This is a genomic window from Curvibacter gracilis ATCC BAA-807, assembly GCF_000518645.1.
Classification (GTDB): domain Bacteria; phylum Pseudomonadota; class Gammaproteobacteria; order Burkholderiales; family Burkholderiaceae_C; genus Curvibacter; species Curvibacter gracilis.
Window position 1 is genome coordinate 189,246 of sequence record NZ_KI912467.1, and the last position, 19,037, is coordinate 208,282.

Sequence of the window (19,037 nt, forward strand, 5' to 3'; positions counted from 1 at the left end):
CACAGCGGTTTTGCTGTAGCTCAAACCCGTTCCTGTCCTAGAATTTGGGCATATTTTCTGTGCGACATCCGTGTAACACATGAAGAAGAAATCGCTGACGGGCCTCCCCGCATGGTGAAGCGGCCAACCGGGTCAGGTGGGGAACCAAGCAGCCCTAACTGTGGAGCCAGTGCCGGGGGTAAGGCTCGTCAACTTCTTCTTTCAAATCGTTGGCTGATCAGCACTTGGCACGGGTCACCGGCACAAGACAACGGTTTGTACGCCATGGGTGCCACACGCAAGCTTGAAACAAGTGCGCTGTGGCCTCGCAATCCATCGGCTTTTCCACCAAGCCTTCGCCTCACACCTTCAGCCGCCGCTCCAGCGCCTCGCGCCCGGCGGGGTTGGTCATCAGCACCAGGGTATTGCCGGGCTTCAACTGGTGGGATTCATCGGGGTTGAAGACCCAGACGCCACCCGCATGAACGGCCAGCACCACATAGTCGCGTGCGCGGGGTACGGCCTCGCTCAGGGCACAAGGCACAAAGTGGGCCGGCAGCACCAGTTCCTCCATCCGCATGGCCTCGTCGCTGTGCAGCATCTGGTCCATGAAATTGACCACATGCGGCCTCACCATGGCCGATGCAATGCGCATGCCCCCGGTGAAGTCGGGCGACACGATCTCGTCGGCGCCGGCGCGGCGGGCCTTTTTTTCGTTGCGGATGTCGTGCAGGCGCACCACCACGCGCACCGCGGGGTTGATCAGCTTGACCGACAGCGACACCATCAGGTTGTGGCTGTCGTCGCCCGTGACCGCGAACACCCCGGCCGCGCGGCTGAGGCCGGCACGCAGCAGGGCTTCGTCGTCCGCCGCATCCTCGTGCAGGTACAGCGCGTCGGGGTGGTGCTCCAGCCAGGCGTCCAGCACCTGGCGGTCGGTCTCGACCACCACGTAGCGGCGCCGGGTCAGGTCCAGTTCGTCGGCCACATTGGAGCCCACGCGCCCGATGCCGCACACGATGTAATGGCCGCTGAGCCGGTCCAATTCCTTCTGCATCCGTCTTCTCCTGATGGCCGCATTGAGGTCGTAGTCCACCAGCAAGGCCACCATGGTGGAGAACAGGTAACTCATGGTGCCGATGCCCACCACGGCGATCAGCACGGTGAACAACCGCCCCATGGGGTGGTTGGAAAGATCGACCGTCTCGCCATAGCCGATGGTGGCGATGGTGATGAAGGTCATGTAGAAGCTGTCGATCCAGGTTGCGGTGGGCCGCCCGATGTAGTGGTAGCCCAGCGTGCCGGCCAGTTGGATCAGCAGCAGCAACAGACCCCGGGCCAGGCCTGAAAAATGTCTGCCGGGAAAACGTTTGGACAAAGGGGCACCCATCAAATCGGATCGGGCGGATTGTGCCATCCGCCCATCCATTCAAACCGCCTGAACAGGACTCAAGCCTTGCCACCGGATGCGACAAGGGGCCCCAAATCGGTTTAGAGTGCTTTGGTATCGCGTAGATGGTCCGCTTTTCAGCCCCCCCGCTTCAACATGCTCTCCCTCCCGTTTGACTGGCCAGCCCTGCGGTTCAAGCTTCGCCAATGGGCCCGCGAGCACGATCAGGTGGCCCCCCAGGCCGGCGAGATCAACCTGGCCCGCATGCGGATCCTGACCCCTTTGCTGGGCGGGCTCAGTGCGCTGTCCACCCTGGTGTTTGCCTTCCGATTGCTGTTGCTGGAGAGTTCGGGCGCCTCGCGCGACTGGCTGTTCGGGCTGCTCTGGGCCCACCTCGCCATGGGCTTGCTGATGCTGGTCTTCATGGGCTTGACCCACCACCTCCGGCATGACGCCCGGCGCCTGGCCGGCCGGTTGCTGCCCCTGGCCTGGCTGGTCATCGAACTGGTGTATGCCACGGTGCTGGCTTGCATCGACCAGTGGGTCACCCCCAACATCACCCCGTTTGTGCTGGGTTGCATGCTGGCCGGCCTGCTGCTGCACCTGCGGCCACGCGAATCGGCCCTGCTGTTTGCCCTGGCGGCTGGGGGCTTCATGGCGGGCATCGGGCTGACCCAGGCCCAGCCCGAAAACCTGTTGTCCAACCGCGTCAACGGCGTGTGCGCCTGCCTGCTGGGGCTCACGCTGTCGGTGTTGCTGTGGCGCAAGTTTGCCGTGATCACCCTGCAGCAGCGCGCGCTTGAAAAAGCCAACCAGGCACTGCAGACCAAACAACGCGAGCTCGAGCGCCTGACCCGGGTCGATGGTCTGACCGCCCTGCTCAACCGATCCACCTTTGTCGAACTGACGCGCAACGAGCTGGCCCGGGCCCGGCGCCAGGGCACACCGACCACCTTGCTGCTGCTGGACCTGGACCATTTCAAACAGGTCAACGACACCTGGGGCCACCCCGCGGGTGACGAGGTGCTGCGCCATGTGGCGGCCTTGTGTTCCGGCACGGTGCGCAGCACCGATCTGGTCGGGCGCCTGGGGGGCGAAGAGTTCATCATCCTGCTGCCCGCCACCCGGCCCGAGGCCGGGCGCGTGCTGGCCGAAAAGCTGCGCCTGCGCATCCAGAACACCCCGGCCCATGTGCAGGGGCGCCCTCTGGGCATCTGCATGAGCATTGGCCTGGCCAGCACCGCACCCGATGCGGAGGCCAGTTTTGACACCCTCTACGCGGCGGCGGATCAGGCGCTGTACCAGGCCAAACAATGGGGTCGCAACCGGGTCGTGTAAAGCCTCGGTAACAGGGGTCAACCTCGCCATTCGTCAGGCGTTATCGGTATCAGAATGCTGACAAAAGGCCTCACATGCTCGAAAAGACCCCCATCCGCTCCCTGATCACGCTGGCCACCCTGGCCATCGGCGCCAGCCTCACCGGCTGCGTCGTGGCGCCGGTGCCCGCCCGCCCGGTGGTGGTGAACCCCGGACCGGTCTATGTCGCGCCGGCACCCGCCCCGGTGTATGTGGCCCCCGCCTATGCCAGCCCGGGCGTGGGCTGGGTCTGGATCCAGCACCCTCGCTACGGCTGGGGCTGGCACCACCCCGATCACGGCTGGCACCGCGGCTGGCGCTGAGCTGGGCCGCTCAAGCGGGCTGGGCTGCCAACCAGCGCAACACACCCTGCCCGGCACGGCGGCCGGTCGCGGCGCAGGCCGTCAACAGATAGCCGCCCGTGGGCGCCTCCCAATCCAGCATCTCGCCGGCACAGAACACGCCCGGGCATGAGCCCAGCATCAGGTCGGCGTCCAGGCCCTCGAAGGTCACGCCGCCTGCCGTGCTGATGGCCTCGTCCAGGGGACGGGTGGCGACCACGGTGATGGGCAAGCCCTTGATGGCTGCGGCGAGCTGGGTCGGGTCGTTCATCTGCTCGCGGCTCAGCAGCTCGTTGAGCACCCCCATCTTGATGCCGTCCAGCCCCAGCCGCCCTTTCAGGTGGCTGGACAAGGAGCGTGAACCTCGGGGATGCCGCACTTCGGCCAGCACCCGCTCGGCCGAATGGTCGGGCAAGAGATCCAGCTCGAAAGTGGCGCTGCCGTGCTGTTCGATGCCACGACGCAGGGCGGGCGACACCGCATAGACCAGGCTGCCCTCCACCCCGCTGGCGGTGGCCACAAACTCGCCGCGACGCTCGAACACCCGCCCCTCGCCGTCCACATGCCGCAGCGCCACCGATTTGAACGGCTGGCCGGCAAAGCGCTCGGCAAAGAAGGGGGTCCAGCCGGTCTTGGGCGCAGCCTCATGCCCCAGCAGTTCGCCCAGGAACTCGCGCCGTGACTCGCCCCTTGACTCACCCCGCTCGCGCGCCGTGGCGGCCACCTCAAAACCGCAATTCGAAGGGCGCAGCGGCGCCACCGCCACGCCACGCGCCTGCAGCCAGGGCACCCAGGCCCCGTCCGACCCCAGGCGCGCCCAGCTGGCGCCGCCCAGCGCCAGCACCACGGCCCGAGCCGACACCGTCACCAGGCCTTGCGGGCCCTGCATGAGCAAAGCCCCCGAGGCATCCCAGCCCAGCCAACGGTGTCGCATGTGGAACTGCACCCCCAGGCCACGCAGGCGATGCAGCCAGGCCCGCAGCAACGGTGCCGCCTTCATGTCGGTCGGGAACACGCGTCCCGAGCTGCCCACAAAGGTTGCTATGCCCAGGTCGGCGGCCCAGGCCCGCCACTCGGGGCCACCCCAATCGTGCATGGCGGGCTCCAGGGCCGCGCGGGCCTCGGCATAGCGGCTCATGAAGGGTTCGTGCGGCTCGGAATGCGTGAGGTTCAAGCCGCCCTTTCCCGCCAGCAGAAACTTGCGCCCCACCGAGGGCATGGCGTCGTACAGATGCACCGCCACCCCGGCGCTGGCCATCACCTCGGCCGCCATCAGGCCGGCCGGGCCGCCCCCGACCACCACCACAGGGGTCGGGCCTGGATGCGCAGGAGAAGCAGCCGATGGGGCCAGGGAAGAAGTCGAAGAAGCAGCAAAGGTCATGGGGGCAGACAGATCAGAAAAAGGTCAAGGCGGGCACCGTGCGGCGGCCTCGCCAGGGGTGCAAGTATGCGTGACGCAAGCCCCGCCGACGCTGCCCACGGCCAGCAGGACACAACAGCCAAAGACCCGCAGAATGTTCTGATGGCTTTTGCCTATGTCGCCCATAGGCGCGTGATGCCCCATCAAAGGACTTGGTTTCTGTCACAATGCCGCCAACTCAAGCGCATCACTCCTTTTCTTACGCTTCATCCCAAGGAAACGACACCATGGCCAGCGACCTGATCAAACACATCTCCGACGCCTCCTTCGAAGCCGACGTTCTGCAAGCCGACAAGCCCGTGCTGGTCGACTACTGGGCCGAATGGTGCGGCCCCTGCAAGATGATCGCCCCCATCCTCGACGAAGTGGCTGCCGGCTACGAAGGCAAGCTGCAGATCGCCAAGATGAACGTCGACGAAAACCGCGACATCCCGGCCAAGTTCGGCATCCGTGGCATCCCCACGCTGATGCTGTTCAAGAACGGCAACCTCGCTGCCACCAAGGTGGGCGCCCTGAACAAGGCGGCCCTCACCGCCTTCATCGACCAGCAACTGGCCTGATGCCCCTGCGGCCCGCCCTGGGCGGGCCGTGTTTTGCAGGCGCCCGCTGCGCTGAAACGGGCGGCCTGATTTTCCTGTCATAATCAGCGCAATTCATCGGATGGCAGACCAACCTTCCGAATCGAATGTCCGGTTTGCGAGGCCTCTCTCGCCTCCCCCCAAACCTCCCCCGAATCAGTCAGCCCGCAAGGGATTTTTTGGCGACCCACTGTCCGGGTCAGTCCACGCAGGACCCTCCATGCATTTGAACGAACTCAAGGCACTCCATGTGTCTGAAGTGTTGAAGCAAGCCGAAGAGCTTGAGATCGAAAACACGGGCCGCATGCGCAAACAGGAGCTGATGTTTGCGATCATCAAGAAGCGCGCCAAGGCCGGCGAGCAGGTGTTTGCCGACGGCGTCCTGGAAATCCTGCCCGATGGTTTCGGCTTTCTGCGCAGCCCGGACAGCAGCTACACCGCCAGCACCGACGACATCTACATCTCGCCCAGCCAGGTGCGCCGCTTCAACCTGCACACCGGCGACATGATCGAAGGCGAAGTGCGCACGCCCAAGGATGGCGAGCGCTACTTTGCCCTGACCAAGCTCGACGCCGTCAACGGCGGCCCTCCGGAGCAGAACAAGCACAAGGTGATGTTCGAAAACCTCACGCCGCTGTTCCCGAAGGAGCAGATGCGGCTTGAGCGCGAGATCAAGAGCGAAGAGAACATCACCGGCCGCATCATCGACATCATCTCGCCCATCGGCCGCGGCCAGCGTGCGCTGATCGTGGCGCCGCCCAAGAGCGGCAAGACGGTGATGATGCAGCACATCGCCCACGCCATCACGGCCAACAACCCCGACGTGCACCTGATGGTGCTGCTGGTGGACGAGCGCCCTGAAGAAGTGACCGAAATGCAGCGCTCGGTGAAGGGCGAAATCATCGCCTCCACCTTCGACGAGCCCGCCGCCCGCCACGTGCACGTGGCCGAGATGGTGATCGAGCGCGCCAAGCGCCTGGTCGAGCTCAAGAAGGATGTGGTCATCCTGCTCGACTCCATCACCCGCCTGGCCCGCGCCTACAACAACGTCGTGCCCTCGTCGGGCAAGGTGCTGTCGGGCGGTGTGGACTCCAACGCCCTGCAACGCCCCAAGCGCTTCTTCGGCGCGGCCCGCAAGGTCGAGGAAGGCGGCTCGCTGACCATCATCGCCACAGCCCTGGTCGACACCGGCAGCCGCATGGACGAAGTGATCTTTGAAGAATTCAAGGGCACCGGCAACTGTGAAATCCACCTGAGCCGCCGCCTGTACGAAAAGCGCGTGTTCCCCGCCATCGAACTCAACAAGAGCGGCACCCGCCGCGAAGAACTGCTGCTGGCCCCCGAGATCCTGCAAAAGACCCGCATCCTGCGCCAGTTCATGTACAACATGGACGAGATCGAGTCGATGGAACTCATGATCAAGAACATGAAGGCCACCAAGACCAACGTCGACTTCTTCGACATGATGCGCCGCGGCGGCTGACCCGCCCCGGCCCCGGCGCCCCGAACAGGGGCGCACCCGAATCCCGCACGCCTTGCCGCCTGCGGGATTTTTTTTGGCTCATCAGAGGCCCGACTGAAAGGATGCAGTTCCGCCGCAAGCCATGCCTCCAGCACACAGGGACACGCAGGCCATCAAACGCTGCTCAACGAACCTGACAAAGCTGGGCAGAGCCGCCATCGACCCATTGCTGCCATTCGGCGCCTCGGCCGTGTCAGCACCTTCGCACCATTTGCCCCCACTGCTACCGTGCAGCCGGCATCTGACCATCAGATGGATCACCGAATGCAGGATGGACGCGGAACAGAAGGGAAAACGACAGCCCATGGCAAAGCACGATCACCCAGCGCTCTTACTCCCTGGGCTACACAGGCTCACCCTGCTCGAACTGCACAAACTGGCTGTTGCACCCTTTCCCGAAGGAACCCGACGTCACCTTCTGTTTGACAAGCTGGCGACCTGGACGGCAGCCGTCAACTCATTGAACGTGCGCGGCACGCTCTGGCTTGACGGGTCTTTCCTGACCCAAAAGCCTGATCCGGATGACATTGATTGCGTGCTTTGGAACCCCCATTGGGCCCAAGCAAGCGCTCCAACTCAGGCCCATCGGCAAATGCTGCAGCGCCTGTTTGATCAACCCACTGCAAGAGCGATTTACGGTCTGGACTTCTACCTCGAACTACCGCAATCTGACGAAACTTTTCATCGCGAAGCCTATTGGCGCGGCGTATTGGGCTTTGCACACGACCGGATCACGGCCAAAGGATTCGCGGAGCTATCTCTATGAACAGCCAATTTCTCCGAAACCACGCCAGCACACTGACCGAATTTGCCCAAAAAACACGCGAGCGAGCCCACCACGCTCCGGACGATTTTTTCTTGCAACTGGCCGCCCAAGTTCAAGAAGACGCTGCACACGACACGCAGCGCGCACTGGCCCTTGCCCTGGCCGAAGAGGCGGGCGAACTGGTTGACCTGCGCCTGATCGGACCCCAGGCCAATGGCAGCATTTCGCTGGACTGGTTCATCGCCGCCATGAGCCCCCTTTCAAAAGCCTTGAAACTGGCTGCGCACCGCCTGCGCTACGGACAGGACTCTGCTCGAGGCATAGGCGACGACGTGGTTGATGCACTCAACCTCAAGTTGTCAGGCTTGGCCTATGGATCAACACGCATCTTTGTTACAGGCAACGGCACCCCCGACCTCACCGGCGAAAACCTGCTGCAGGCCACCCTGACGCAGACCTTCAGCCTCTTGAACGCCAGCACCAACGACTTCTACGACGCCGTGGACGCCATCGGTGGAAAGTCAGCCCACCAGTTGAGCGAGTTCATGAAAGCGCTGAGCGAAGCAGGCTTGGCGGCGCAGGTCGCATGGCAATCCCCCAAAGGCATGCGTACCTGGGAGGGCCGTACCGATGAGATCATCCGCCTGCGAATGATGCTCGAGACCGTGCGAGAACCAGAGCGTTATCAGGAAACCATCGAAGGCCGGGTGGCCAGCATCACGGATACAGGCCGCCTCGACCTGCGCACCGACCATGGCAAGGTGTCGATCCGATTTCCGCTTCAACTGACCCAACAGGTGCAAGGCTTGACCATCACAACCCCTGCCCGGCTGCGCGTTGAAACGGCCAGGTACTGGGACAGTGTGGAAAAGCGCGACATCTACAAACGCCAATTGATCAGCGTCGAGACCTGACTTGGGGATACCGCCAAGGGCCCTGTAGGTACACCAGGCACCAGTGGGCCAGGTGTGCCAGGCACCGGGCCGCAAGCCAGCTCAAGCTCGGCGCCAGTCCAAGGCCGTGCACCTTGGCGAGAAGGCGGATACCCGCGCGTCATCGAACCCCAGAGTCCGAATGAAGGGTATGGGCACATCAACGCTGAACGCACTGCAGAAAAGCCGCGAGCGCCCCACGGAAGACCGTTTTCTGGTGGCGACTTTGACCTGCGCTGGTGCACGCAGGCACCAAAAGCGCACGAAGAACGGCCTGACTCAGGGTTTTCAGGGTGTTCTTTCCTGGCCTGGAACCTGCTAAGTTGATAACTGTCGACAGTCTTCTGTCGAAGATCAACTCAAAACGGGGCATCTTGTACTAGGCAAGCACCCCGACCCACCGGAAGGAAGCGTGCATGTCGACCGTGTCCACCCCCACCGCCCCAGAAGGCCAGAGCGAGCAGCAGGTTCGCCAGGACCTGGCAGCGGCCTACCGTCTGATTGCCCATTTCGGGCTGGATGACAGCATCTACACCCACATCTCGGCCCGCGTGCCCGGCACCCAGGACCAGTTCCTGATCAACCCCTACGGCCTGCTGTTCCGCGACATCACCGCCTCGTCGCTGGTGAAGATCGATCTTGAGGGCCGGATCATCGAGCCCTCGCCCTATGACGTGAACCCGGCCGGCTTCACCATCCACAGCGCGGTGCATTCGGCCCGCCATGACGCCCAATGCGTGCTGCACACCCACACCGTGGCCGGCGTGGCGGTGTCGTCGTTGCAAGACGGGCTGCAGCCCTGCAACCAGTGGGCGCTGCAGTTCTACAACCGGGTCGTGTACCACGAGTTCGAAGGCATCGCCCTCGACCTGGAAGAGCGCGAACGCCTGATCGCCGACCTGGGCCCCACGGCCCGCGCCATGATCCTGCGCAACCACGGCCTCATGACCTTGGGCCGCACGGTCTCCGAAGCGCTGATCCTGATGCTCAACCTCGACCGCGCCTGCCGGGTGCAACTGGCCATCCAGGGCAGCGGCCAGCCGGTCCGCCTCGTCTCGCCCGAGGTGTGCGAGCGCACGGCCCGCCAGTACGAGAGCGGCGACAGCAACCGCCTGCCTGGCCAGGCCGACCCCAACCAGCGCGAATGGCTGGGCCTGCTCAAGCACCTGGAGCGCCCCGCGCCCAGCAGTTTCCGCGACTGATTCCCTCTGTCATCCAAGCGCATTCCTGCCCCACCCTCACCCACAAAGGACTCCTGCCATGAAGCGTCGTGAAATGATTCAACTCGGTGCCAGCGGACTCGGCCTGTCTGGACTCGGCCTGTCCCTGGCTGGCATTCCCCTGAGCGTGCTCGCCCAGGACCGCAAAGGCGGTGTGCTCAACGTGCTGGTGCAACCCGAACCCCCGGGCCTGATGCTGGGCATGGTGCAGAACGGCCCCACGCAACTCATCGCGGGCAACATCTACGAAGGCCTGCTGCGCTACGACGACAAGCTCAACCCACAGCCCCTGCTGGCCACCGCCTGGACCATGAGCAAGGACGGACTGGTCTACACCTTCAAGCTCAAGCCCGGTGTGAAGTGGCACGACGGCAAGCCCTTCAGCTCGGCCGATGTGGTGTTCTCGGTTGACGTGTTCCTGCGCAAGACCCACGCCCGCCTGCGCGGCAACCTGGAGTGCCTGGACACGGTCAAGGCCATCGACCCGCTGACGGTCGAGTTCAAGCTCAAGTACCCCTTCGGCCCCTTCCTGGGCCTGTTCGAGACCGGCACCATGCCCATGGTGCCCAAGCATGTCTACGAGGGCACCGACTTCGCCACCAACCCGGCCAACGCCACGCCGTTGGGCACGGGCCCGTTCAAGTTCAAGGAGTGGGTCAAGGGCTCGTACATCCAGCTGGTGGCCAACGAGGCCTACCACGCCCCCGGCCAGCCGCTGCTGGAAAGCCTGTACTTCCACGTGATCCCCGACGCCGCCTCGCGGGCCGCGGCCTTCGAGTCGGGCAAGGTCGACGTGGTGCCCGGCGGCGCGGTCGAGTTCTTCGACGTGGTGCGCCTGTCCAAGCTGCCCGGGGTGACGCTGACCACCAAGGGCTGGGAGTTCTTCTCGCCCCATTCGTGGCTGTGGCTGAACAACCGCAAGGCCCCGATGAACAACGTCAAGTTCCGTCAGGCCGTGATGTTTGCCATCGACCGCGAGGCCATGGCCAAGATCGCCTGGCAGGGCTTTGCCAAGCCGGCCACAGGCCCCTTCAACAGCCACATCAAGTACTACAGCGACGACGTGGCCAAGTACCCGCGCAACCTCGAGAAGGCCAAGCAGTTGCTGGCCGAATCGGGCTACAAGGGCGAGCCGCTGAAGCTGCTGCCCCTGCCCTATGGCGAGTCGTGGCAGCGCCAGGCCGAGATCGTGCGCCAAAACCTCACCCAGGCCGGCATCAAGATCGAACTCACCGGCACCGACGTGGCGGGCTGGAACCAGCGCCTCAACGAGTGGGACTACGACATCGCCTTCACCTACGTCTACCAGTACGGTGACCCGGCCCTGGGCGTGGCCCGCAACTACACCAGCAGCAACATCGCCAAGGGCTCGCCCTTCAACAACGTCGAGGGCTACAGCAACAGCCGCGTCGACGCCCTGTTTGCCGCTGGCGCCCGCGCCACCGACCCCGAATCGCGCGCCAAGGCCTACCTGGAAGTGCAGAAGCTGCTGCTCGAAGAAGTGCCCGTGGCCTGGTTGCACGAGATCAACTTCCCCACGCTCTACCGCAGCAAGGTGAAGAACCCGATCAGCTCGGGCATCGGCCTGAACGACAGCCTGAGCCGCGCCTCGCTGACCTGAGCCCGAGCCCCCCAGCCGCCCCACCCATTTGCCGGATCTGCCCATGAAACGTCTGCAGTACATGCTCACCCGCATCGTGCAGGGCCTGCTGGCCCTGATGCTGATCGCCACCGTGAACTTCCTGCTCATCCGCGCCGCCCCCGGCGACCCGGTGTCGGTGCTCGCGGGCGAGGCCGGGGCCTCGGACGCCCAGTTCGTGGCCCAGTTGCGCAAGGAGTTCGGGCTGGACCAGCCCCTGTCCACCCAGCTCGGCCACTACCTGGGCCATGTGGCCACGCTGGACCTGGGCTGGTCGTACCGGCAACAACAGCCGGTGCTCAAGCTGATCGCCGACCGCCTGCCCGCCACCCTGCTGCTGACCGGCAGCGCCTTTGCCCTGTCGCTGCTGTTCGGGGTGGCCCTGGGGGCCATGGCCAGCCGGCGGGTGGGCAGCTGGCTGGACAGCGCCATCACGGTGGTGGCGCTGATCTTCTTTGCCACACCGCTGTACTGGCTGGCCATGATGGCGGTGCTGATCTTCACCGTGCAGCTCGACTGGCTGCCGGGCTTCGGCTTCTTCACGGTCGGCACCTCCCTGAGCGGGCTGGACCGGGTGCTGGACATCGGCAAGCACCTGATCCTGCCGGCGCTCACCCTGGCCCTGTTCTACATGGCCGTGTACGCCCGCATGACGCGCGCCTCGATGCTCGAGGTGGCGCAGATGGATTTCGTCAAGACGGCCCGCGCCAAGGGCGTGCCACCGGGCCGCATCCAGCGCAACCACATCCTGCGCAACGCCCTGCTGCCCGTGGTCACCCTGGCCGGCATCCAGGCCGGCGGGATGATCGGCGGCGCCGTGCTGACCGAAACCGTGTTTGCCTGGCCCGGCATCGGCCGCCTGATGTTCGACGCCCTGCTGCAGCGTGACTACAACCTGCTGCTGGGCTGCTTCCTGGTCACCGCCGCCGTGGCCGTGCTGTTCAACCTGCTCACCGACCTGGTCTACACCCTGGTCGATCCGCGCATCGAAATGGCCTGAGGTCTTCCATGAGCCAAGCTTCCAAGAACTCCTTCTGGCGCCGCTTCCGGCGCAACCGCGGCGCCCTGTTCGGCCTCATCGTGCTGATGCTGGTGGCGCTGGTGGTGGCCTTCGGTCCGCTGCTGGCGGCCCACGACCCTTGGGACATGGTCGAGCAGCCCTTTTTGCAGCCCGGGCAGCAAAACGGCTTCGCCCTGGGCACCGACACCATGGGGCGCGACATCCTGTCGGGCGTGGTGCTGGGGGCACGGGTGTCGCTGCTGATCGGCATCGTGTCCACCCTGGTGTCGCTGCTGATCGGGGTCAGCATCGGCGCCGTGGCCGGCTACTTCGGGCGCTGGGTGGATGCCACGCTGATGCGCTTCACCGAACTGTTCCAGGCCATCCCCAGCTTTGCCCTGGCCATCGTGCTGGTGGCCATCTTCGAGCCCTCGGTCAAGTCCATCGTGGCGGCCATCGCCATCGTCTCGTGGCCCCCGGTGGCCCGCCTGGTGCGCGGTGAATTCCTCACGCTGCGCCAGCGCGACTTTGTGGCCGCCGCCCAGCTGTCGGGCCAGAGCACGCCCCGCATCATCCTCACGCAGATCCTGCCGAACGCGGCCTCGCCCATCGTGGTGATGGCCTCGCTGATGGTGGCCACCGCGATCCTGCTGGAGTCCAGCCTGAGCTTTCTGGGCCTGGGCGACCCCAACCAGATGAGCTGGGGCTACATGGTGGGCTCAGCCCGCACCGTGCTGCGCCAGGCCTGGTGGATGGCGGTGTTCCCGGGCGCCGCCATCGTGCTCACCGTGCTGGCCCTCAACCTGGTCGGCGAAGGCCTCAACGACGGCCTGAACGCCCGCCTGGACGGGAGACGCTGATGAACGCCGTGCTGCAAGACGCCACCGAGCCCTGTGCCCAGCCCCTGACCGGAAGCCACCCCATGCCTGCCAACGATCCCCTGCCCGACACCCCCGTGCTGGAAGTACGCGGCCTCGACATCAAGCTGCCCTCGGGCGGCGACCGCCGCCTGGCCGTGCAGGGCGCCTCGTTCACGCTGCAGGCCGGCCAGACGCTGTGCGTGGTCGGCGAGTCGGGTTCGGGCAAATCGATGATTGCCAACGCCATCATGGGCCTGCTGCCACGCCCCCATGTCGAGCCGGTGGCCGGCCAGATCCTGTTTGACGGGAAAGACCTGCTGCAACTCAACGAAGCCCAGATGCGCGAGCTGCGCGGCCACCGCATCGGCATGGTGTTCCAGGAGCCCATGACCGCCCTCAACCCGGTGATGCGCATCGGCGAGCAACTGGCCGAGGTGTTCGATGCCCACCTGAAGCTCGGCGCCGCCGAAAAGCGCCGCCGCATCCTGGCCGCCCTGGCCGATGTGGGACTGCCCGACCCGGCCCTGCTGATCGACAGCTACCCCTTCCGCCTTTCGGGGGGCCAGCGCCAGCGCGTGATGATCGCCTGCGCCATGCTGCTGGAGCCCCGCCTGCTGATCGCCGACGAGCCCACCACGGCACTGGATGTCACCACGCAGGCGCAGATCCTCAAGCTGATGCGCGAGCTGCAGCAGCGCCGCGGCATGGCCCTGCTGTTCATCACCCATGACTTCGGGGTGGTGTCCGAGATCGCCGACCACGTGGTGGTGATGCAGACCGGCCAGGTGGTCGAGGCCGGCCCGGCCCGCCAGGTGCTGAGCCAGCCCAGCCACCCCTACACCCAGAAGCTGATCGCCGCCATTCCCCAGGGCGAGCCCGTGATCCGCGAGGGCGAACCCGACCCCCTGCACGTGCTGCAGGTGCAGGACCTGTGCAAGACCTACACCTCGGGCGGCGGCCTGTTCCGCAAGGGGCGCCAGGTCAGCGCCGCAAAAAACGTCAACTTCGAACTGCGCCGCGGCCAGACCCTGGGCCTGGTGGGCGAGTCGGGCTCGGGCAAATCGAGCGTGGGCCGCTGCATCGTCGGCCTGGCCCCGTTCGAGTCGGGCCGCATCCTGTTCAAGGGCCGCAACCTGATGTCGGGCGCCGCGCTGCGCCAGCAGGCCAAGGGCAAGATCCAGATGGTCTTTCAAGACCCCTACGCCTCGCTCAACCCGCGCCACCGCATCGGCCCCACCCTGGCCGCCGGCCCCATCGCCCAGGGCGTGCCGCGCGACGTGGCCATGGCTCGGGCCCTGGAGCTGCTGCAACTGGTGGGCCTGGGCCCCGAGGCCGCCGACCGCTTTCCGCATGAGTTCTCGGGCGGGCAGCGCCAGCGCATCGGCATTGCGCGCGCGCTGGCCATGGAGCCCGAGCTGCTGGTGGCCGACGAACCCGTGTCGGCCCTGGATGTGTCGGTGCAGGCCCAGGTGCTCAAGCTGTTTGCCGAGGTGCGCGAGCGCTTCCAGCTGGCCATGGTCTTCATCACCCACGACCTGCGCGTGGCCGGCGAGATGTGCGACCACATCGCCGTCATGCAGCGCGGCCAGGTGGTCGAGTACGGCCCCAGCGCCGAGGTGCTGCGCAACCCGCAGCATGAGTACACGCGCCGGCTGATCGAGGCCATCCCGCGCCTGAATGCCCACCAAGACTGAGCCCCGAGCCCCCCATGTCTGAGCCCCTCACCATCGCCTTTCTGAGCAGCAACCTCGACTTCAGCTACCTGCTGCCCGCCTTCCAGGCCCAGTTTCCCCAGGCCAGGCTGCGCCTGGGCACCGAGCTCGGCCCGCTGGAAGACATCGACGCCGCCGTCTGCTGGTACCCGCCCGAGGGCCTGTTGGCCCGCCTGCCCCGGCTGCGGCTGATCCAGTCGGTGGGCGCCGGCATCGACCACATCACGGCCGACCCGGCCCTGCCCGATGTACCGGTGTGCCGCATCATCGACCCCGACATGGGCCAGGGCATGACCGCCTACGTCACCTGGGCGGTGATCCAGCACCAGCGCCACATGGGGGCCTACCTGCGCAGCGCCGCCGCGCGCCGCTGGGAAGAGCAGCCCGTGCAGCCGCCGCGCCAGCACCGGGTCGGCATTGCCGGCCTGGGCACCCTGGGCCTGGCCTGTGCCGAGGCCCTGCTGAACATCGGCTACAGCGTGCGGGGTTGGAGCCGCTCGCCAAAAAATGAACTGCCGACGGGCTTGCAGGCCTTCCATGGCGAGGCCGGGCAGGCCGAATTCCTGGCCGGCTGCGACACCCTGGTGTGCCTGCTGCCGCTGACCGAAGACACCCGCGGCATCCTGGGCCAGCCGCTGTTCAATCAACTGCCTCGGGGTGCCCACCTGATCAATGTCGGGCGTGGGGCCCACCTGGTCGAGGCCGACCTGCTGGCCGCGCTGGCCAGCGGCCAGCTGGCCGCCGCCACCCTGGATGCGCTGACACAAGAGCCCCTGCCCCCCGATCACCCCTTCTGGGCCGACCCACGCATCCTCATCACCCCGCACATCGCCACCCGCACCGACCCGGCCGTGATTGCGCGCCAGACCGCCGACAACCTGGCGTTGATCGATGCCGGCCGGGCCGCCGAGGTGGCGGTCGACCTGCAACGCGGCTACTGAGCCCCACCACCTTCCTGCCCCCAAGAAAGCCCCACCATGAACACCCCCAGCGAACTGGCCGCCAAGGACATCGCGGCCCACCTGCACCCCTTCACCAACCTGGCCACCCACGCCGACGTCGGCCCGCTGGTGATCACGCGCGGCGACGGCATCCATGTCGAAGACGAGCAGGGCCGCCGCTACATCGAGGGCATGTCGGGCCTGTGGTGCAGCTCGCTGGGCTTCAGCCACCCGCGCCTGATCGCGGCAGGCACCCAGGCCCTGCAGACCCTGCCCTACTACCACACCTTCAACCACCGCTCCAACCCGGCGGTGGCGCAACTGGCCGAAAAGCTGCTGGCCCTGGCACCGGTGCCCATGGCCCGGGTGTTCTTCGCCAACTCGGGCTCTGAGGCCAATGACAGCGCGGTGAAGATGGTCTGGTACTACCACAACGCCATCGGCAAGCCCGCCAAGAAGAAGATCCTGGCGCGCCAGCGCGCCTACCACGGCGTGACGGTGGCGGCGGCCAGCCTCAGCGGCCTGCCTGCCAACCACCAGGACTTCGACCTGCCGATAGACCGCATCGGCCATGTCGAGTGCCCGCACCACTACCGCTACGGCCTGCCCGGCGAAAGCGAGGCCGACTTTGCCACCCGCCTGGCCGACTCGCTGGAGCAGCGCATCCTGCAGGAAGGCCCCGACACCGTGGCCGCCTTCTTTGCCGAGCCGGTGATGGGCGCGGGCGGCGTGATCGTGCCGCCCGAAACCTACTTCGAGAAAGTGCAGGCCGTGCTGCGCAAGTACCAGGTGCTGCTGGTGGCCGACGAGGTGATCTGCGGCTTTGGCCGCACCGGCAACATGTTCGGCTCGACCACCTTCGGCCTGCAGCCCGACATCCTGACCTGCGCCAAGGCCTTGTCCTCGGGCTATGTGCCGATCTCCGCCGTGATGGTGTCGCCGGCCATCCACACCGCCCTGGCCGCCAACAGCGGGCGCATCGGCACCTTCGGCCACGGCTACACCTACTCGGGCCACCCGGTGGCCTCGGCCATCGCGCTCGAAACACTCCAGGTGTACGAGGACGACGGCATCCTGGCGCACGTGCGCGCGCTCGCGCCCGGCTTCCAGGCCCGGCTGCGCCAGTTCGGCCAGCGCCGCTGCGTGGGCGAAGCCCGTGGCGTGGGCTTGATCGGTGCCCTGGAGTTGGTGGCCGACAAGGCCAGCCGCCAGCCCTTTGCCCCCGCTCTCAAGGCCGGCCCGCGCCTGGCCCAGCTGGCCCAGGAACAGGGCTTGATCGTGCGCGCCATGGGCGACACCGTGGCCCTGTGCCCGCCGCTGATCATCAGCGCGGCCGAGCTCGACACCCTGTTCGCCCGGCTGGACCAGGCCTTCGACCTGTTCGAAGCCAGCCTGCCTACCTGAACTTCCAGCACCGCCAGAAACACCCCCCGCCCCCGGAGTGCCCCATGCAAGCCTTCTTCTCGCCCGACCAGGTGCTGCACACGCCGCAGCAGTTCATGCGCCTGGGCCGATTGATGCCCGCGGCCGACCTGCCCAGCCGTGCCAGCGCCCTGCAGGCCGCGCTGCAGGCCTGCGGGGTGCCGGTGCACGAGCCCGCCGAGCTGGGGCGCGAGCCCCTGGCCGCCGTGCACGCCCCGCACTATCTGGACTACCTGGAAACCGCCTGGGACCGCTGGCAAGCCTTGCGCCGCCCCGGCGTCGAGCCCGGCATTGAAGTGCTGCCCAACCTGGGGCCCTACCCCAGCCCAGGTGGTGGCCTGCGCCGCGGGCCCTGCCCCTCGCCCTCGCTGGTGGCGCAGACCGGCTACTACCTGGGCGATCTGTCCTGCCCCATCGGCGCGCCCAGCTGGCGCTCCATCCTGCGCTCGGCACACAGCGCGGTGGCCGCCGCCGACGCGGTGATCGCCGGCGCCCCCGCCGCCTACGCCCTGTGCCGCCCCTCGGGCCACCACGCGCACAGCGACCGCGCCAGCGGCTTTTGCTTTGTCAACAACAACGCCTGCGCCGCGGCCCGCCTGCTGGGCCACTTCGGCCGCGTGGCCGTGCTCGATGTGGACGCGCACCACGGCGACGGCACGCAGAACATCTTCTACGACCGCGCCGAGGTGATGACCGTTTCCACCCACGCCGACCCGGGCCAGTACTTTCCGTTCTACACCGGCTACGCCGAAGAGCGCGGCATCGGGCCCGGCACCGGCTGCAACCTCAACCTGCCGCTGCCGCACGGCAGTGGCAACGCCGAGTTCGCGCGGGCCCTGGACGCGGCCCAGGCCGCGCTGCTGGACTTCGCCCCCCGCGCCCTGGTACTGGCCCTGGGCTTCGACACCTACAAGGACGACCCGATCAGCGTGCTGCGGCTCGACTTCGAGGCCTACCGCGACGTGGGCCGACGGGTGCGCCGCCTGGGCCTGCCCACCGTGGTGGTGCAAGAAGGTGGCTACATGGTCGAGGCCATCGGCCCCGGCCTGAGCGCCTTCCTGGAAGGCCTGCATGGCTGAGGCCACCGCCCCCGTGGCCAGCCAACAACGCCAGGGCATGCTGCTGTTTCTGGCGGCCCTGCTGGCCTTTGCCTGCTATGACGCCTTTGCCAAGCAGATGCTGAACCACTACCCGGCCACGCTGATGAACCTGACCCGCTACGTGGCCGTGGGCAGCATGGCCGCGGTGCTGCTGTGGCGGCATGGCGACTGGCGGGTGTGGCGCCAGCCCCATCAAAAACTGCTGTTCCTGCGCAGCCTCATGCTGGCCATCGTGGCCACCAGCTTCATGACGGCCCTGGCCAGCATGCCGCTGGCCGAGGCCACCGCGATCTACTTCACCGCCCCGCTGATCATGGTGGCCCTGTCGCCCTGGGTGCTGGGCGAGCAGGTCGGCCGCGTGCAATGGGTGGCCGTGCTGGTGGGCTTTGCCGGCATGCTGCTGATCGTGCGCCCGGGCGGCGCCCTGCCCCTCACCGGCACGTTGCTGATGGCGCTGGCCGCCGTGTGCTACGCCCTGTTCCAGGTGCTCACGCGGCGCCTGTCGGGCCTGGTGCCGGCCCCCGTGCAATACGCCTACATGGCCGCCATGTGCCTGGTGGTGACCAACCTGCCGGCCTTGTTCAGCGCCCCCGTGGCCTGGCCGGGCGGAGTCGAACTGGGCGTTCTGGTGGCCGGAGGCTTTGTCAGCGGGGCGGCCCAGCTGCTGCTGTTGGCCGCCTTCCGCCGGGTGTCGGCCTCGGTGCTGGCCCCGATGAATTACCTGCAGCTGCTGCTGGCGGTGCTGATCAGCACCTTCTGGTTCCAGCGGCCACCCGATGCCCTGGCCCTGGGGGGCATGGCCCTGATCGGCGCGGCCGGGGTCTATCTGGCCCTGCCCAGACGCTTAAAGTAACGGCCC

At 66.6% G+C, this 19,037-nt stretch carries 17 protein-coding genes and 1 other RNA gene; 16 read left to right on the top strand and 2 right to left on the bottom strand.

Features of this window, described 5'->3' with window-relative positions; translation table 11 throughout:
* Window positions 1-96: 96 nt before the first annotated feature.
* An RNA gene (gene ffs, locus L880_RS35335) (signal recognition particle sRNA small type) lies at window positions 97-193 on the top strand.
* 147 nt (window positions 194-340) lie between these two features.
* On the opposite strand, the gene L880_RS0129545 is transcribed toward ffs, so the two are convergent.
* Complete coding sequence (locus tag L880_RS0129545) at window positions 341-1,357, bottom strand: potassium channel family protein (protein ID WP_245615430.1); 1,017 nt, start codon at window positions 1,355-1,357, stop codon at window positions 341-343.
* A 168-nt stretch (window positions 1,358-1,525) separates the two neighbouring features.
* Between L880_RS0129545 and L880_RS33945 the strand changes: the two genes are divergently transcribed.
* Window positions 1,526-2,707, top strand: coding sequence for a GGDEF domain-containing protein (locus L880_RS33945; RefSeq protein ID WP_051443674.1), 1,182 nt, complete (start codon window positions 1,526-1,528; stop codon window positions 2,705-2,707).
* A 74-nt stretch (window positions 2,708-2,781) separates the two neighbouring features.
* The gene (locus L880_RS0129555; protein ID WP_043331016.1) at window positions 2,782-3,048 is read left to right on the top strand and encodes a hypothetical protein; all 267 of its coding nucleotides are present in this window, start codon (window positions 2,782-2,784) and stop codon (window positions 3,046-3,048) included.
* A gap of 10 nt (window positions 3,049-3,058) precedes the next feature.
* Here the strand turns inward: L880_RS0129555 and L880_RS0129560 are convergent, their stop codons facing one another.
* The gene (locus L880_RS0129560) at window positions 3,059-4,447 is read right to left on the bottom strand and encodes a TIGR03862 family flavoprotein (protein WP_027478668.1); all 1,389 of its coding nucleotides are present in this window, start codon (window positions 4,445-4,447) and stop codon (window positions 3,059-3,061) included.
* 266 nt (window positions 4,448-4,713) lie between these two features.
* Here L880_RS0129560 and trxA point away from each other — a divergent pair, with 266 nt between their 5' ends.
* The 13 genes from trxA to L880_RS0129625 all read left to right on the top strand — a co-directional run bounded on the left by trxA (window position 4,714) and on the right by L880_RS0129625 (window position 19,031).
* On the top strand, window positions 4,714-5,046 hold the full coding sequence (trxA, locus tag L880_RS0129565) for a thioredoxin TrxA (RefSeq protein ID WP_019573270.1): 333 nt from the start codon (window positions 4,714-4,716) through the stop codon (window positions 5,044-5,046).
* Window positions 5,047-5,284: 238 nt separating this feature from the next.
* On the top strand, window positions 5,285-6,547 hold the full coding sequence (rho, locus tag L880_RS0129570) for a transcription termination factor Rho (protein WP_019573269.1): 1,263 nt from the start codon (window positions 5,285-5,287) through the stop codon (window positions 6,545-6,547).
* A 343-nt stretch (window positions 6,548-6,890) separates the two neighbouring features.
* A complete protein-coding gene (locus tag L880_RS34650) occupies window positions 6,891-7,352 on the top strand; it encodes a DUF6932 family protein (protein WP_157463116.1) in 462 nt (153 codons plus the stop codon).
* Window positions 7,349-8,266, top strand: a complete 918-nt coding sequence (locus L880_RS0129580) for a hypothetical protein (protein ID WP_027478669.1) — start codon at window positions 7,349-7,351, stop codon at window positions 8,264-8,266. Before L880_RS34650 ends, L880_RS0129580 begins: the two co-directional genes overlap by 4 nt.
* Before the next feature lie 434 nt (window positions 8,267-8,700).
* Complete coding sequence (locus tag L880_RS0129585) at window positions 8,701-9,486, top strand: class II aldolase/adducin family protein (RefSeq protein ID WP_051443676.1); 786 nt, start codon at window positions 8,701-8,703, stop codon at window positions 9,484-9,486.
* Window positions 9,487-9,544: 58 nt separating this feature from the next.
* Entirely contained in the window at window positions 9,545-11,125 is a 1,581-nt protein-coding gene (locus L880_RS0129590; RefSeq protein WP_027478671.1) for an ABC transporter substrate-binding protein, read from the top strand.
* Window positions 11,126-11,168: 43 nt separating this feature from the next.
* Window positions 11,169-12,143, top strand: coding sequence for an ABC transporter permease (locus L880_RS0129595; protein ID WP_019573265.1), 975 nt, complete (start codon window positions 11,169-11,171; stop codon window positions 12,141-12,143).
* 8 nt (window positions 12,144-12,151) lie between these two features.
* Window positions 12,152-13,003, top strand: coding sequence for an ABC transporter permease (locus tag L880_RS0129600; protein WP_019573264.1), 852 nt, complete (start codon window positions 12,152-12,154; stop codon window positions 13,001-13,003).
* A gap of 62 nt (window positions 13,004-13,065) precedes the next feature.
* A complete protein-coding gene (locus tag L880_RS0129605; protein WP_027478672.1) occupies window positions 13,066-14,697 on the top strand; it encodes an ABC transporter ATP-binding protein in 1,632 nt (543 codons plus the stop codon).
* 14 nt (window positions 14,698-14,711) lie between these two features.
* Complete coding sequence (locus L880_RS0129610; RefSeq protein ID WP_027478673.1) at window positions 14,712-15,656, top strand: 2-hydroxyacid dehydrogenase; 945 nt, start codon at window positions 14,712-14,714, stop codon at window positions 15,654-15,656.
* Between the two features lie 36 nt (window positions 15,657-15,692).
* Window positions 15,693-17,060: an aspartate aminotransferase family protein gene (locus L880_RS0129615; RefSeq protein ID WP_027478674.1), complete on the top strand. Its 1,368-nt coding sequence runs from the start codon at window positions 15,693-15,695 to the stop codon at window positions 17,058-17,060.
* Window positions 17,061-17,104: 44 nt separating this feature from the next.
* Window positions 17,105-18,157, top strand: a complete 1,053-nt coding sequence (locus L880_RS0129620; RefSeq protein WP_027478675.1) for a histone deacetylase family protein — start codon at window positions 17,105-17,107, stop codon at window positions 18,155-18,157.
* Window positions 18,150-19,031 carry a DMT family transporter gene (locus tag L880_RS0129625; protein ID WP_027478676.1) on the top strand — a complete coding sequence of 294 codons (882 nt, stop codon included), beginning with the start codon at window positions 18,150-18,152 and terminating at the stop codon, window positions 19,029-19,031. Before L880_RS0129620 ends, L880_RS0129625 begins: the two co-directional genes overlap by 8 nt.
* Window positions 19,032-19,037: the final 6 nt, after the last annotated feature.

Bases quoted from the DNA above. Each gene is read 5' to 3' on its own strand.
- L880_RS33945 (WP_051443674.1), top strand. From the start codon at position 1,526: ATGCTCTCCCTCCCGTTTGACTGGCCAGCCCTGCGGTTCAAGCTTCGC.
- L880_RS0129555 (WP_043331016.1), top strand. From the start codon at position 2,782: ATGCTCGAAAAGACCCCCATCCGCTCCCTGATCACGCTGGCCACCCTG.
- L880_RS0129560 (WP_027478668.1), bottom strand. From the start codon at position 4,447: ATGACCTTTGCTGCTTCTTCGACTTCTTCCCTGGCCCCATCGGCTGCT.
- trxA (WP_019573270.1), top strand. From the start codon at position 4,714: ATGGCCAGCGACCTGATCAAACACATCTCCGACGCCTCCTTCGAAGCC.
- rho (WP_019573269.1), top strand. From the start codon at position 5,285: ATGCATTTGAACGAACTCAAGGCACTCCATGTGTCTGAAGTGTTGAAG.
- L880_RS34650 (WP_157463116.1), top strand. From the start codon at position 6,891: ATGGCAAAGCACGATCACCCAGCGCTCTTACTCCCTGGGCTACACAGG.
- L880_RS0129580 (WP_027478669.1), top strand. From the start codon at position 7,349: ATGAACAGCCAATTTCTCCGAAACCACGCCAGCACACTGACCGAATTT.
- L880_RS0129585 (WP_051443676.1), top strand. From the start codon at position 8,701: ATGTCGACCGTGTCCACCCCCACCGCCCCAGAAGGCCAGAGCGAGCAG.
- L880_RS0129590 (WP_027478671.1), top strand. From the start codon at position 9,545: ATGAAGCGTCGTGAAATGATTCAACTCGGTGCCAGCGGACTCGGCCTG.
- L880_RS0129595 (WP_019573265.1), top strand. From the start codon at position 11,169: ATGAAACGTCTGCAGTACATGCTCACCCGCATCGTGCAGGGCCTGCTG.
- L880_RS0129600 (WP_019573264.1), top strand. From the start codon at position 12,152: ATGAGCCAAGCTTCCAAGAACTCCTTCTGGCGCCGCTTCCGGCGCAAC.
- L880_RS0129605 (WP_027478672.1), top strand. From the start codon at position 13,066: ATGCCTGCCAACGATCCCCTGCCCGACACCCCCGTGCTGGAAGTACGC.
- L880_RS0129610 (WP_027478673.1), top strand. From the start codon at position 14,712: ATGTCTGAGCCCCTCACCATCGCCTTTCTGAGCAGCAACCTCGACTTC.
- L880_RS0129615 (WP_027478674.1), top strand. From the start codon at position 15,693: ATGAACACCCCCAGCGAACTGGCCGCCAAGGACATCGCGGCCCACCTG.
- L880_RS0129620 (WP_027478675.1), top strand. From the start codon at position 17,105: ATGCAAGCCTTCTTCTCGCCCGACCAGGTGCTGCACACGCCGCAGCAG.
- L880_RS0129625 (WP_027478676.1), top strand. From the start codon at position 18,150: ATGGCTGAGGCCACCGCCCCCGTGGCCAGCCAACAACGCCAGGGCATG.